The organism is Sphingobium sp. TomTYG46, from assembly GCF_055396345.1.
This window is the reverse complement of the sequence record NZ_AP027325.1, coordinates 269,128-283,192: the sequence shown is the minus strand read 5'-3', so window position 1 is coordinate 283,192 and position 14,065 is coordinate 269,128. Positions and strand designations below refer to the sequence as shown.

At 61.8% G+C, this 14,065-nt stretch carries 12 protein-coding genes; 8 read left to right on the top strand and 4 right to left on the bottom strand.

What is annotated here, in order from left to right; translation table 11 throughout:
* Nucleotides 1-59 precede the first annotated feature (59 nt).
* Nucleotides 60-347, bottom strand: coding sequence for a hypothetical protein (locus ACZ5YV_RS14585; RefSeq protein ID WP_464789793.1), 288 nt, complete (start codon nucleotides 345-347; stop codon nucleotides 60-62).
* A 269-nt stretch (nucleotides 348-616) separates the two neighbouring features.
* Here ACZ5YV_RS14585 and ACZ5YV_RS14580 point away from each other — a divergent pair, with 269 nt between their 5' ends.
* Nucleotides 617-1,549, top strand: a complete 933-nt coding sequence (locus tag ACZ5YV_RS14580; RefSeq protein WP_464789792.1) for a ThuA domain-containing protein — start codon at nucleotides 617-619, stop codon at nucleotides 1,547-1,549.
* Between the two features lie 4 nt (nucleotides 1,550-1,553).
* On the opposite strand, the gene ACZ5YV_RS14575 is transcribed toward ACZ5YV_RS14580, so the two are convergent.
* The gene (locus ACZ5YV_RS14575) at nucleotides 1,554-2,423 is read right to left on the bottom strand and encodes a LysR family transcriptional regulator (protein ID WP_464789791.1); all 870 of its coding nucleotides are present in this window, start codon (nucleotides 2,421-2,423) and stop codon (nucleotides 1,554-1,556) included.
* An 89-nt stretch (nucleotides 2,424-2,512) separates the two neighbouring features.
* On the opposite strand from ACZ5YV_RS14575, the gene ACZ5YV_RS14570 reads away from it, so the two are divergent.
* From ACZ5YV_RS14570 to ACZ5YV_RS14540, 7 genes are all read left to right on the top strand, one after another.
* Nucleotides 2,513-3,664, top strand: coding sequence for an acyl-CoA dehydrogenase family protein (locus ACZ5YV_RS14570; protein WP_464789790.1), 1,152 nt, complete (start codon nucleotides 2,513-2,515; stop codon nucleotides 3,662-3,664).
* Complete coding sequence (locus tag ACZ5YV_RS14565) at nucleotides 3,661-5,262, top strand: carboxyl transferase domain-containing protein (RefSeq protein ID WP_464789789.1); 1,602 nt, start codon at nucleotides 3,661-3,663, stop codon at nucleotides 5,260-5,262. Before ACZ5YV_RS14570 ends, ACZ5YV_RS14565 begins: the two co-directional genes overlap by 4 nt.
* A 5-nt stretch (nucleotides 5,263-5,267) precedes the next feature.
* Nucleotides 5,268-7,109, top strand: a complete 1,842-nt coding sequence (locus ACZ5YV_RS14560; protein ID WP_464789788.1) for an acetyl/propionyl/methylcrotonyl-CoA carboxylase subunit alpha — start codon at nucleotides 5,268-5,270, stop codon at nucleotides 7,107-7,109.
* Nucleotides 7,109-7,561, top strand: coding sequence for a MaoC family dehydratase (locus ACZ5YV_RS14555; RefSeq protein ID WP_464789787.1), 453 nt, complete (start codon nucleotides 7,109-7,111; stop codon nucleotides 7,559-7,561). Before ACZ5YV_RS14560 ends, ACZ5YV_RS14555 begins: the two co-directional genes overlap by 1 nt.
* A gap of 78 nt (nucleotides 7,562-7,639) precedes the next feature.
* Nucleotides 7,640-8,824, top strand: coding sequence for an acetyl-CoA C-acyltransferase (locus ACZ5YV_RS14550; RefSeq protein WP_464789786.1), 1,185 nt, complete (start codon nucleotides 7,640-7,642; stop codon nucleotides 8,822-8,824).
* Between the two features lie 79 nt (nucleotides 8,825-8,903).
* Nucleotides 8,904-9,908, top strand: coding sequence for a zinc-binding alcohol dehydrogenase family protein (locus ACZ5YV_RS14545; protein ID WP_464789785.1), 1,005 nt, complete (start codon nucleotides 8,904-8,906; stop codon nucleotides 9,906-9,908).
* A 67-nt stretch (nucleotides 9,909-9,975) separates the two neighbouring features.
* Nucleotides 9,976-11,304, top strand: coding sequence for an MFS transporter (locus tag ACZ5YV_RS14540; RefSeq protein WP_464789784.1), 1,329 nt, complete (start codon nucleotides 9,976-9,978; stop codon nucleotides 11,302-11,304).
* A 637-nt stretch (nucleotides 11,305-11,941) separates the two neighbouring features.
* On the opposite strand, the gene mmsB is transcribed toward ACZ5YV_RS14540, so the two are convergent.
* Nucleotides 11,942-12,820 (bottom strand): 3-hydroxyisobutyrate dehydrogenase, encoded by an 879-nt coding sequence (mmsB, locus tag ACZ5YV_RS14535; protein ID WP_464789783.1) that lies wholly within the window; start codon nucleotides 12,818-12,820, stop codon nucleotides 11,942-11,944.
* A gap of 33 nt (nucleotides 12,821-12,853) precedes the next feature.
* Nucleotides 12,854-13,999: an acyl-CoA dehydrogenase family protein gene (locus tag ACZ5YV_RS14530; protein ID WP_464789918.1), complete on the bottom strand. Its 1,146-nt coding sequence runs from the start codon at nucleotides 13,997-13,999 to the stop codon at nucleotides 12,854-12,856.
* Between the last annotated feature and the right edge of the window lie 66 nt (nucleotides 14,000-14,065).

Sequence of the window (14,065 nt, the reverse complement as noted above, 5' to 3'; positions counted from 1 at the left end):
ATAAACCTTAGGGGCATAAGCTGGCCGGGTGATCATCCCGGCCAGAGGCATTTGCCGTCTTATTTTTTCGGGCTGAGCTTCGCCAAGTCTGCGTCAATGTCGGCGAGAACCTTGTCCGTGATCGCATCAGGCGAATATTGCTGAATATCCTTGAGGGTCATCGCGCGTGCCATGTCGACCTGATCGCTGGTCGTCATTTCGGGAATGTGCTTTGCCAGCACTGCCTTGGCTGCGGGATCATCGAGCAAGGTGCCGATTTCCGTGGTAGAGGAGGAATAGGCCGTCTGCGCCAAGGCAGGAATAGGCGACATGGCAATCAAGGCGGCGGCGATCATCCAATTCTTCATCATACTCTCCGTTTGTAAGCCACTTGGGGGTAATGCGCCTTTGTAAAAATGCAACGCATATGTTTACTTCGTCAGGGATATACGGATATGCCTTGCTCGCTGCTGAACAAGTGTGCTGCAGGAATGGATGCGAACACATCTTACTCAAAAATTCTGGCAGGTGGCACCGATATATATCGGACTGACCGATGTTGCGGCGGCGCGGCTGATTGGCCAGAGCGTATTTCACGACGCTCGGCGTTAATATTTAAAAGGGGGGAGAGAAGTTGATGGCGAGGGGCAAGAGCATGGCGATGCGCGTCCTCAAATGGCTGGTGGCGTTCATCGTTCTTGCGGTGATCGCGTTGGCGGTCATGTTCACCATGGCGGTGGGGCCGGGTAATGCGGGCCGCCTCGTCTTCGGCATTGGCGCGGGCTATGACAAGGCGCCGCTGCGGCTGCCCGCGACGCTTTCCAGCAATGCCATCCTCATTTTTTCGAAGACGAATGGCTTTCGCGATGATGAGTCGATCGTCGCCGCAAATCGCGCGTTGGAGGATATTGCCCGGGCGCGCGGCTGGAGCAGTTACACGACGGAAAATGCCGCTATATTCAATCCGGCGCAGCTCGCCCGGTTCAAGGCGGTGGTGTGGAACAGCGTCAGCGGCGACGTGCTGACGCCGGAGCAACGCAGCGCCTTTCGCGCGTGGCTGGAAAAGGGCGGCGGCTTCGTTGGTTTGCACGGCGCAGGTGGCGATCCGCAATATGCCTGGCGCTGGTATGTCGATGACCTGATCGGTGCGCAGTTCATCGGCCATATCATGGACCCGCAATTCCAGACGGCGAACCTGAATGTCGAGGATCGCGATCATCCCGCGACCCGCGATTTGCCCAAGGTATGGCGACGGACGGACGAATGGTATTCCTTCGCGTCAAATCCTCGGGACAAGGGCTACCGCATCCTCGTTACCATCGACGAGGAAAGCTACAGCCCGTTTGAAAAGCTGCTCCCCTTCACCAAGCCCAAGGACATCCGCATGGGCGCCGACCATCCGATGGTGTGGACTCATTGCGTGGGCGATGGACGCGCATTTTATTCCGCGCTGGGACATGCCGCCTCCACCTATGATGAACCGCTGCATCGCAAGATGATCGGCGGGGCCATCGCCTGGGCGGCGGGGCTGGAAGGACCGCGCTGTGCTGGCGGCACGCTTTCGAAATAGCGGATCAGACGGCGTGTAGACGTCGCAATTCGGAAGAGAAACGGCGCAGGGTTTCGCTCGCTTCGACCCGTCCGCTGCTGGCCGGGTCGATCAGTATCCCGATCCTGCGACGTTGATCGAAACCGGAAAGCGCGGGCATCGCGATGCCGGGTTGTAGGAAACAACGGGGCATGACGGTGATGCCTAGCCCGGCGCGCAGGAAGGCTATCGCGCGGTCGTCACTAACCGTGCGGGCGGTGAAGAAGGGGCGGACGCCGCGCTGTGTGAAGAAGCGGCTGACTGCGGCAAGCGCTTCGCAATTGCGGCGGACGATCATGTCCATGCCTGCGACCTCATCTGCGTCCAGTTTTTCTCGATTGGCTAGTGGATGCCTGTCCGACAGGGCGAGCGCATAGCCTTCCTCGAACAGGGTTTCTCGGGCGCGCGCATCATTGTCCAGCACGCCGATGACGGCGTCGATCCGGCCGCGTTCAAGGCGGGGCAGCAATTCGCGCATGCGCCCTTCGACAATTTCCAGCCTTTCGCCTTTCGCCTCACAGGCTTGCCGAGTGGCTTGTTCGATCCAATGGGACGGCAATGTCGATATTATGCCGAGGCGGATGAGTTTGCTGTTGTCATTTTCCGCCATAGCCTGTTGGGCGCGGGCGAATTCCGCTTCTATGCGGCGGGCATGGGCGGCAAATCGGCTGCCTGCCGGGGTCAGTTCCACGCGGCGATTGGTGCGATGGAACAGGACGTGCCCGATCTGCGCTTCCAGCTTGGCGATGCCCACGGACAAAGTAGGCTGCGACACGCCGCATTGCTGGGCTGCGCGGGAGAAGTTGCCGTGATCCACTACCGCGAGGAAATAATGGATCAGGTAGCGCTCAATCATAGACCGTATCTATGATATCATTAGTGTCTGGTCAATTTTCCAGCCGTCCTAGGGCATGGTAGAAGAGCGTAAGACATTCAGGAGAGGCCATGACGCCCGACTTCGATTTCGCGCTGGGTGACAATGCCCAGATGATCCAGGAAACGACCCGCCGCTTTGCCATGGAGCAGATCGCGCCTCTTGCGGCGCGGATCGATGCGGAGGACTGGTTTCCGCGCGACGAACTGTGGCCCGCGATGGGCGCGCTTGGCCTGCACGGCATTACCGTTGCGGAGGAGGACGGTGGCCTTGGCCTCGGCTATCTAGAACATGTGGTCGCGCAAGAGGAAGTCGCACGGGCCTCCGCCTCCATCGGGCTCAGTTATGGGGCGCATTCGAACCTGTGCGTCAATCAGATCCGCCGCTGGGGCAATGCCGAACAGAAAGCGCGTTATCTGCCCAAGCTGATTTCCGGTGAGCATGTCGGCAGCCTTGCCATGTCGGAAGCTGGGGCGGGGTCCGATGTCATTTCGATGAAGCTGAAGGCGGAGAAGAAGGGCGACCGTTATATCCTGAACGGCACCAAATATTGGATCACCAACGCTACCTATGCTGACACGCTCGTCGTTTATGCGCGGACGGGGGAGGGGTCGAAGGGGATAACGACCTTCCTGATCGAGAAGGGCTTCAAGGGCTTTTCCATCGGGCAGAAGATCGACAAGGTCGGCATGCGCGGGTCGCCGACTGCGGAACTGGTGTTCGAGGGTTGCGAAGTCCCGGAAGAGAATATCATGGGTCCGCTGAATGGCGGGGCGGGCGTGCTGATGTCGGGTCTGGATTATGAGCGGACCGTGTTGGCGGGCATTCAGCTTGGTATCATGCAGGCATGCCTCGACACGGTCGTGCCCTATGTCCGGGAGCGCCAACAGTTCGGTAAGCCGATTGGCGCATTCCAGTTGATGCAGGCCAAGGTGGCAGACATGTATGTCGCGCTCAATTCGGCGCGGGCTTATGTTTATGCGGTGGCGCGGGCGTGTGACGCGGGCAGGACGACGCGCTTCGATGCGGCGGGGGCGATATTGCTGGCGAGCGAGAATGCGGTGCGGGTTTCGCTGGAAGCGGTGCAGGCGCTGGGCGGGGCGGGCTATACCAGGGACTGGCCGGTGGAACGCTATATGCGGGACGCCAAGCTGCTGGACATCGGCGCTGGAACCAACGAGATTCGCCGCATGCTGATCGGCCGTGAGCTGATCGGCGCATGAGCGGGCCAGCGCTCGACACGAAGCTGTCGCCGGAAGCGGAAGGATTTCGCACCAATGCTGTCCATAATCGGGCGTTGGTGGAGGAACTGCGAGCGAAGGTCGCCGCTGCGGCGATGGGTGGACCGGCCAAGGCGCGGGACAAGCATGTCGGGCGCGGCAAGCTGCTGCCCCGCGAGCGGGTCGAGCGGCTGCTGGATGCAGGCAGTCCGTTTCTGGAGATCGGCCAGCTTGCGGCCAATGACATGTATCATGGCGAAGTGCCGGGCGCTGGCCTGATAACGGGCATCGGCCGTGTCGAAGGGGGGCAGGTGATGATCGTCTGCAACGACGCCACGGTGAAGGGTGGCACCTATTACCCGCTGACCGTCAAGAAGCACCTGCGCGCGCAGGAGATCGCGCTCGAAAACCGGCTGCCCTGCGTCTATCTGGTCGATAGCGGCGGTGCGAACCTGCCCAATCAGGCGGAAGTATTCCCCGACCGCGAGCATTTCGGGCGCATCTTCTACAATCAGGCGCAGATGTCCGCGCGCGGCATTCCGCAGATCGCCTGCGTGATGGGCAGTTGTACGGCGGGCGGGGCCTATGTGCCTGCCATGTCGGACGAGACGGTGATCGTGCGCAATCAGGGGACGATCTTTCTGGCCGGGCCGCCGCTGGTGCAGGCGGCGACGGGCGAGGTCATCAGTGCCGAGGATCTGGGCGGCGGCGACCTGCATGGGCGCAAGTCGGGCGTGGTGGATCATGTCGCGGAGAATGACGAGCATGCGCTGAGCATCGTGCGGGACATTGTATCGACGCTTCAGCCAGCACCGGCGATCGACATCAATATGCGCGAGCCCGTGCCGCCCAAATATGATCCGCAGGAACTCTATGGCATCGTGCCGCAGGATGTCCGCGCGCCCTATGATGTGCGCGAAGTGATCGCCCGGATCGTCGATGGCAGCGAATTTCATGAGTTCAAGGCGCTGTATGGGACGACGCTGGTCTGCGGCTTTGCGCATATCTGGGGCATGCCGGTCGCGATCCTGGCGAATAACGGCGTGCTGTTCAGCGAGAGTGCGGTGAAGGGCGCGCACTTCATTGAACTGGCCTGCCAGCGGCGCATACCGCTGCTGTTTCTCCAGAACATCTCCGGCTTCATGGTGGGTGGTAAATATGAGGCGGAGGGCATTGCGAAGAACGGGGCCAAGCTGGTGACAGCGGTCGCGACGGCCAGCGTTCCCAAGATCACCGTTCTGATCGGCGGCAGCTTTGGCGCGGGCAATTATGGCATGTGCGGCAGGGCCTATGGCCCGCGCTTCCTGTTCAGTTGGCCCAATAGCCGCATTTCCGTCATGGGCGGGGAGCAGGCGGCGAGTGTGCTGGCGACGGTCCATCGGGACGCGGCGAAATGGTCGCCGGAGGAAGCGGAATCCTTCAAGGCGCCGATCCGCCAGAAATATGAGGATGAGGGCAATCCCTATCATGCGACCGCCCGCCTGTGGGATGATGGGGTGATCGATCCGGCGCAGACCCGCGATGTGCTGGGCCTTGCCTTTGCAGCGACGCTGAACGCTCCTGTCGCCGAGCGGCCGTCTTTCGGCCTGTTTCGGATGTGATGGCGATGATCCGGTCTCTTCTCATCGCCAATCGTGGCGAAATCGCCTGCAGGATCATCCGCACCGCGCGGCGGCTCGGTATCCGCACCGTCGCCGTTTATTCGGACGCCGACGCTGATGCATTGCACGTGCGTTCGGCCGACGAGGCGGTGCATATCGGCGCGTCGCCTGTGCGCGAAAGCTATCTGCTGGGGGAGCGTATCATTGAAGCTGCCCGGCAAACGGGCGCGCAGGCTATTCATCCCGGCTATGGCTTCCTTTCGGAAAACGCTGAGTTTGCGCAGGCGGTGATAGACGCGGGGCTGATATGGGTCGGACCCAATCCCGCCAGCATCACGGCCATGGGCCTCAAGGATGCAGCAAAGAAGCTGATGAGCGAGGCGGGCGTGCCGACGACGCCCGGCTATCTGGGGGAGGATCAGAGTCCCGACAGACTGAAAGCCGAGGCGGACGCTATCGGCTATCCTGTACTGATCAAGGCAGTCGCTGGCGGCGGCGGCAAGGGAATGCGTAAGGTCGATAGCGCGGCCGACTTTGCGGACGCCCTGCTGTCCTGCCAGCGCGAGGCAGCGTCATCGTTTGGCAATGATCAGGTGCTGCTGGAAAAATGGGTGACGAACCCGCGCCATATCGAGGTGCAGGTGTTCGGCGACAGGCAGGGTAATGTCGTCCACCTGTTCGAACGCGACTGCTCGCTGCAGCGGCGGCACCAGAAGGTGATCGAGGAAGCGCCCGCGCCGGGCATGGATGAACAGACGCGGCAGGCGATCTGCCAGGCGGCCGTGCGCGCGGCCAAGGCGGTCGATTATGTCGGGGCGGGGACGATCGAGTTCATCGCCGACGGCTCCGAAGGGCTCAGGGCCGACCGCATCTGGTTCATGGAAATGAACACTCGCCTTCAGGTCGAGCATCCGGTGACAGAGGAGATTACCGGGCAGGATCTGGTCGAATGGCAGTTACGGGTGGCGTCGGGCGAGCCTTTGCCCAAGGCCCAGCATGAATTGTCGATCAACGGATGGGCGATGGAGGCGCGCCTTTATGCTGAGGACCCTGCGAAGGGTTTCCTGCCTTCGATCGGCAGGCTCGACCGCTTCCATGTCGGACCATGTTATCGTGTCGATACCGGGGTGGAGCAGGGGGCGGAGATATCGTCCTTCTACGATCCGATGATCGCAAAGCTGATCGCCTGGGGTCCAGATCGCGATGCGGCCCGGCTGCGCCTGTCGCAGACGCTTGAGGAGACGGTCATTTGGCCGCTCAAAACCAATGCGGGCTTTCTGGCGAAGGCGCTCCGACATCCGGATTTCGCTGACGGCCGGGTAGATACCGGGCTGATCGGGCGTGAGGGGGAGGCGCTGTTGCCAGCGGCTTCGCCTTCAACGGCGGCTCTGGAGGATGCGGTGTCCAGACTCGCGGCGCCGGGACCGATGGCGGGCTTTCGCCTGAATGCGGAGGTGCGGCGCGACGGCTGGTTCCTGCTGGATGGAGCGCCGGTGAAAGTTGTGCTGGGGGTTTCGATCGGGGCCAAGGCTGGACGCAGTGTGATCGTCGCGGAAAGCGGCCAAAGCTGGCAGCTGACGCCCTGGCGAGCTGCGGGGCTGGGAGGCGGTGAGGCGTCCGATGGCGCTATCCTCTCGCCGATGCCCGGGCGGATCATTTCCGTGTCCGTCGCGGCGGGCGACAGGGTGACGAAGGGGCAGAAGCTGTTGACGTTGGAGGCCATGAAGATGGAACATGGCCTTGTCGCGCCGTTCGATGGGGAAGTCGTCGAACTGCACGGCGTTGAAGGCGGGCAGGTGAGTGAAGGTACGCTGCTCGTCAAAATAGCAAAAGCGGAGGCAGGTTGATGGCGGGGAAGTTTTTCGAACAATGGGAAGTGGGGCAGACCATTGTTCACGAAATCCGGCGGACGGTTACGGAAACCGATAACCTGCTTTTTTCGACGATGACGCATAATCCGCAGCCGCTGCATCTGGATGTCGAAGCGGCCAAGGCGAGCGAATTTGGCCAGATACTGGTCAACGGCACCTTCACCTTTGCATTGATGATTGGCCTGTCCGTGGGCGACACCACGCTGGGGACGCTGATCGCCAATCTGGGCTATGACAAGCTCGTCATGCCCAAGCCCGTATTCCTGGGCGACACGTTGCGCGCCGAGACCGAAGTCATGGAGTTACGGCCGAGCAAATCCCGGCCGGGTTCGGGCGTCGTCACTTTTTCGCACCGGTTGCTGAACCAGCGGGACGAGCTGGTATGCCAGTGTTTGCGCATGACGTTGATCAAGGGCGGCGGTGCATGATCATAGGCGCGCACCTATATAATTTTATCGGCAGTGTGCCGCCGCGCCAACCCTGGCTGGCCTTTGAAGGAAATTATCATGCAGAATGATCCTGTTGTCATCGCTGGTTATGCCCGCACGCCGATGGGTGGATTTCAGGGTATCTTCTCGCCTTTGAAGGCGACCGATCTCGGCGCGGCTGCGGTCAAGGCGGCGGTGGAGCGCGCGGGTGTGCCCATGGACGTCATCGACCGCATCTACATGGGCTGCGTCCTGCCAGCGGGGTTGGGGCAGGCGCCCGCGCGGCAGGCGGCGTTGGGCGCGGGCCTTGGCCTCGATACAGAGGCGACCACCGTCAACAAGATGTGCGGTTCGGGCATGCAGGCTGCCATCATGGCGCAGGAAGCTTTGCAGGCAGGCGCGGCCGACCTGATCGTGGCGGGTGGCATGGAAAGCATGACGAACGCGCCCTATGCGCTGCCCAAGCACCGGTCCGGCGCACGTATTGGTCACGACCGGATCATCGACACGATGATGATGGACGGGCTGGAGGATGCCTATCAGCCCGGCAAGGCGATGGGTGTCTTCGCTGAGGAAGCGGTGCGTGATTATCAGTTCACGCGCGCGGAGCAGGACGGCTATGCGATCCGATCGTTGGAACGGGCGCAGGCGGCAATCGCGAGCGGTGCTTTCCGGCGTGAGATTGCGGGGGTGACGGTGCCCGGGCGTGGCGGCGATACGTTGGTGGATACCGACGAGCAGCCGGGCAAGGCCCGTCCGGACAAGATCCCCTCGCTAAAGCCCGCTTTCGTCCCCGATGGCACCATCACGGCAGCGAACAGTTCGTCCATCTCCGACGGGGCCGCGGCGCTGGTGATGACGCGGCGCAGTGTGGCGGAGCGTATGGGCCTGCCGGTGATTGCTACGGTTGTGGCCAGCGCGGCGCATGCCCATGAACCGGCCCGCTTCACCACCGCACCCGTTCCAGCGATACGCAAGCTGCTGGACAAGGCTGGCTGGTCCGTGGCTGACGTCGATCTGTTCGAGGTGAACGAAGCCTTCGCTGTTGTTGCGATGATCGCGGCCAAGGATCTTGGCATTCCCGCCGACAAGCTGAATGTGAACGGGGGAGCGACTGCGCTGGGGCATCCGATCGGGGCTTCGGGCGCGCGGATCATTGCTACTCTGTTGGGTGCGCTGGAGGAGCGCGGTCTCAAGCGCGGCGTGGCGAGCCTGTGCATCGGCGGTGGCGAAGCAACAGCGATGGCGTTTGAGCTCGCCTGACGCATTGGCGCCTTCCCTTTTCCGTGTAGCAACAATAAGCCTCTCGCCCTGAGATCAACTATCGAGAGGCAGGCGCTGGATGAAGGCGGTGGGATTCAGGCAAGGCGGCCCGCTGGAGCGGGAGGACTCGCTGATCGACATTGAGGTCGCCGATCCGTCGCCCGGCCCTCGCGATCTGCTCGTTCGCGTGCGTGCTGTGTCCGTAAATCCGGTCGATACGAAAGTGCGCGGCGGCGCCAAGCCCGCTGAGGAGCCGGTGGTTCTGGGCTATGACGCGGCGGGCGTGGTGGAAGCCATCGGCGCTGACGTCACGCTTTTCGCGCCGGATGACGAAGTCTTCTATGCTGGCACCATCAAGCGGCCGGGGACCAATTCGGAACTGCATGTCGTCGATGAACGGATCGTCGGCCAAAAGCCGCGTTCCTTCGATTTCGCGCAGGCGGCTGCGCTCCCGCTGACCGGGCTTACGGCATGGGAGCTGCTGTTCGATCGTTTACGTGTGTCACAGGGCGGAGGCGAAGGGCAGACGATCCTGATCGTCAACGGCGCTGGCGGCGTTGGTTCGATGCTGGTGCAATTCGCCCGGCAGCTGACCAAGCTGCGCGTGATCGCTACCGCTTCGCGCCCGGAAACCATCGCCTGGGTGAAGCAGATGGGCGCGCATGATGTGATCGACCACCGCAAGCCCTTGAATGAAGGGCTAGCCGCGATCGGCGTCAAGGCGGTCAACTTTGTGGCAAGTCTGGCTGCGAGCGGACAGCATCTACCAGCCTATGCCCGCATCATCGCGCCTCAAGGAAGCCTGGCGGTTATCGACGACGTAAAGAGCTTCGACATAGTCGCCCTCCGGCAAAAGTCGATCACGGTCGCGTGGGAGGGTGTTTTCACGCGTTCCATCTATGAAACCCCGGACATGATCGAGCAGCATCGCATATTGTCGGAGATTGCGCGGCTGGTGGATGAAGGGGTTTTGCAGGGAACGATGACGCGCGATCTAGGACCGATGAGCGCCGCCACCCTTAAGGCCGCGCATGAGCTGGTCGAAAAGGGCGCGTCTATCGGGAAGATCGTTCTGCGGGTTTAGAAAGAGCTCCCTCGGCATCGGGGGCGGTCAAACAGAAAATAAATGCATGGGACGAGGGGATGAGGAATTGAGCCATGAACATTCTGCCGTCGCGGGCGGCAGGGCCAGCCTGAGGCAAGGCCATGTCGCGCTCGGCATATTTCTCGTCGCTTACATCCTTTCCTTCGTCGATCGGCAGATATTGAGCCTGATGGTCGAGCCGATCAAACAGGATCTGGGCCTCAGCGATTTGCAGGTCGGGTTGCTTCAGGGATTAGCCTTTGCACTGCTCTATGCAGTGGTCGGCATTCCCATCGGAATGCTGGCCGATCGGATCAGCCGCCGCCGGATCATCGCCGTGGGCGTTCTGTTCTGGAGCGCCTGCACCGCACTTTGTGGCTTTGCGGGCAGCTATGCACATCTGTTCGTCGCGCGCATGGGCGTCGGTTTGGGGGAGGCATCGTTATCCCCTTCGGCGCACAGCTGGCTGAGTGATGCCTATCCGCCAGCACAGCTTTCCCGGGCGATGGCAATCTATAATCTGGGCATCACCATTGGCGGCGGGCTGGCGCTGCTGGTCGGGGGCGCGGTTGTCGATATGGTCGCGGCGCAGGGTACGCTGGTGCTGCCCGGCATCGGGCCCATGCCTACTTGGCGGGCGGCATTCCTGCTGGTGGCTTTGCCCGGCCTGTTGGTGACGGCGCTGGTCGTTGTGGCCCGAGAACCGGCACGCCGCGCAGGGTGGGTGGAGGCGGGCATGCCGTTTGGCGCGGCGCTCTCTCACCTGCGCGCGCATTGGCGGACATTCGCAGCGATCTATGCCAATTCGACCTTGCTGGGGATCATGGGTTATGGACTGTCGGCCTGGTATCCGACATTGCTCATCCGGACCTTTGACATGACGCCCGGGCAGGCTTCGCTCCGCCTGGGATTGATCTACCTGCTGCTCGGGAGTTTGGGGTCATTGGCGGGCGGTTTCGCGGCGGAAAGGCTTTCGCTTAAAGGGGTGAGAGACGCCAATTTGAGGATGACAATGATCGTCGCCTTTCTGTGCGTTATTCCGGCGACGCTTGCGCCGGTTATGCCTTCCTCAACGCTGCTGCTGTTGCTCTTTTCAGTGCTGACCTTCTGCTTCAACGGCTATTTTGGTTGCTCGCTGGCTGCGATCCAACTTGCGACGCCACCCAGCATGCGCGCGACGGGAGCAGCGCTGTTCCTTCTTGCCAATAGTCTAGTCGGTTTGTCGCTGGGCACAGCGATCGTGCCCTTGATAGACAGCGCCCTGTTCGACGGCCGTGGTCAGATTGGCCCCGCGCTGGCGACCGTCGGCCTATGTGCGTCGCTAATCGCCGCCCTTGCAGCATGGTCCGGATTGCGCAGCTATGCCGCGACCAATGAGGCGGTGGCACGCGGCTGAGCGCAGGAAAGTTCAGCGAGCGACATGATATTTCTGATTATAGCATTGGTTATACCTTGCGTGAAACGCCCGAGCTTTCGGGACAATTCAAAAGTGTGGAACTATGCGCAAGTTTTGCGGACGGTTCGCAGCCGGAACCGTAGCCCTACAAAGCTGGTTAGCTGAGAGCAGGTTATCCTGCAGTGCGACCCAAACTGCCCTGCCTTCTTTTCCGGAGGTGGGGCTTTTTGCGCTTCAGATCATACGGGTGAATTGGAGGCCCGTGGCACGGTTCAGGCGACGGGCCGCAGATATTCAGGTAGTTCGTCCGCCAAGTGATTGCGGCACTCGATCCGTGGCGACGCGCTATAGGTGCTGAAGTTTTCAAGGGGCATGGCCGATCCGCAGAAAACGCATTCGGCAGTCATTCGCCCTATAATCCAATGTTGCCTGTCACATCCGGGACAATGATTGGGCTCATCCTCCCTATATAGTGGAGAGTAGCTATAGGTTGCCGACCAGCCCGTGGCGCTTTCCATCCGCATTGATTTGCCTCATTTTTTTTTACGACCTTCCTTGTTAACGGAAGGCGAGGCGTTCAGTTGCATTGGCATCGGGAGGGTCACTGGGCTTGGCGGCTGCGCGGCTTATCTGCTGATCAGGACAGGAATTTGATGATCGAAGAGAAATCCTGACCAGTTTCGCCCTTGTTGGCCAGCAACTGATAAAGACTTTCCGCCTGCGCGCCCATGGGCACGCTGGCGTTGACGGAGGCCGCCGCCTCCAGCGCGAGCTTCAGGTCCTTCAGCATCAGGGCAACGGCAAAGCCGCCACTATAACCGTTGTCTGCGGGCGATTGCGGGCCAACGCCGGGCACCGGGCAGTAGCTTGTCATGGACCAGCTTTGTCCCGACGAAACGCTGGAGATATCGTAGAAGGTCTGGGCGTCGAGCCCGATCTTCTCCGCCATGGCAAAGGCTTCGCATGTCGCCACCATGGTCGCGCCGAGCAGCATGTTGTTGCAGATCTTGGCGGCCTGGCCGTTACCGTCACTACCGGCGTGGATCACGGCCTTGCCCATGGCGGACAGGATGGGCTTTGCCTTGGCGAAGGCTTCATCGTCGCCGCCCACCATGAAGGTTAGTGATCCCCCATTTGCAGCGGCGATCCCTCCGGAGACCGGCGCGTCGGCCATCAGGAAACCCTTTGCCTTCGCTGCGGCGATGACCCGGCGAGCGGTCGCCACGTCGATGGTCGAACAGTCGAGGAACAGCGCCCCTGCCTTTGCCGTGCCGAAAACCTCGTCATTATAGACCGCTTCGACATGCTTGCCGGCTGGTAGCATCGTGACCACTGCATCAGCCCCCGCGACGGCTTCGGCCGCGCTGCTCGCGCGGGTCGCGCCTGCCGCCTCGGCCTTGGCGAGGGGCGCGTCGGAAAGATCGAAGGCGCGCACGGCAAAGCCGTTCTTGACGAGATTGGCGGCCATTCCGCCACCCATGTTGCCTAAGCCGATGAAGGCGATAGTCTCAGTCATGCCGACTTCCTTCTGTTGATTGTCTGGCCGCCTTCATGGGCGCAGCAGGTCGCGCGCAACGATCATGCGCATCACCTGGTTCGTGCCCTCCAGGATCGAATGCACGCGCAGGTCGCGCCAGAAGCGTTCGACCGGATAGTCCATCAGATAGCCGTAGCCACCATGCAATTGCAGCGCGCGGTCGGCGATGGTGGACCCGGCGTCGGTGGCGAGCCGCTTTGCCATGGCGGCAAAGCGGGTCTTGCCCGGCGCGTTCTCCGTCACCTTGATCGCCGCCATGTAGAGCAGCGCGCGCGCCGCCTGAAGCTCCGTCTCCATGTCGGCCAGGGTGAATTGCGTGTTCTGGAAATCGGCGATGGCCTGCCCGAACTGCTTGCGGTCCTTGGTATAGGCGATGGCCTCGTCCAGGCAGCGCTGCGCCCCGCCCAGCGAGCAGGCGCCGATGTTGAGCCGTCCGCCGTCAAGGCCCATCATCGCGATGCGAAAGCCTTCGCCTTCCGCGCCCAGAAGATTTTCCGCGGGCACGCGGACATTGTCGAAATTGACCTGCGCGGTGGGTTGTGAATGCCAGCCGAGCTTGCGTTCCTGCGCGCCGAAGCTGACGCCGGGCATATCCTTTTCGATGACGAGGCAGCTGATGCCCTTGGCACCGTCTTCGCCTGTCCGGACCATTGTGACATAGATGTCGTTCTCGCCGCCGCCGGAAATGAACTGCTTTGATCCAGTGACGAGATAGTCGCTGCCGTCCTTCACGGCGCGTGTCTTGAGCGCGGCGGCGTCTGATCCCGATCCGGCTTCGGTCAGGCAATAGCTGCCCATCCGTTCCATCGGCACCATCGAGGGTAGATATTTGTCCTTGACCGGCTGCGCGCCGAAGCGGTCGATCATCCAGGCGGCCATGTTATGGATCGATATGAACGCGCTGGTCGACGGGCAGCCATAGGCCATAGCTTCCATGATCAGCGCGGATTCCAGACGGCCAAGGCCGATGCCGCCCGACTCTTCCGACACATAGATGCCGCCAAAGCCCAGATCAGCCGCCGCGCGGATCGTGTCGCGCGGGAAGATGTGCTTCTCATCCCACTCGGCTGCGTGCGGCGTGATCGCGTCGGCGGTGAAGCGCCGCGCCATGTCCTGGATCTGGCGTTGGTCGTCGGTAAGGTCGAACTGGGTCATCATGCATCCTGTTGCGGCGATGGCGTGCCGCTGGCGTGTGAGGGAGAGCATGCGCTCTCCCTTCGCGGC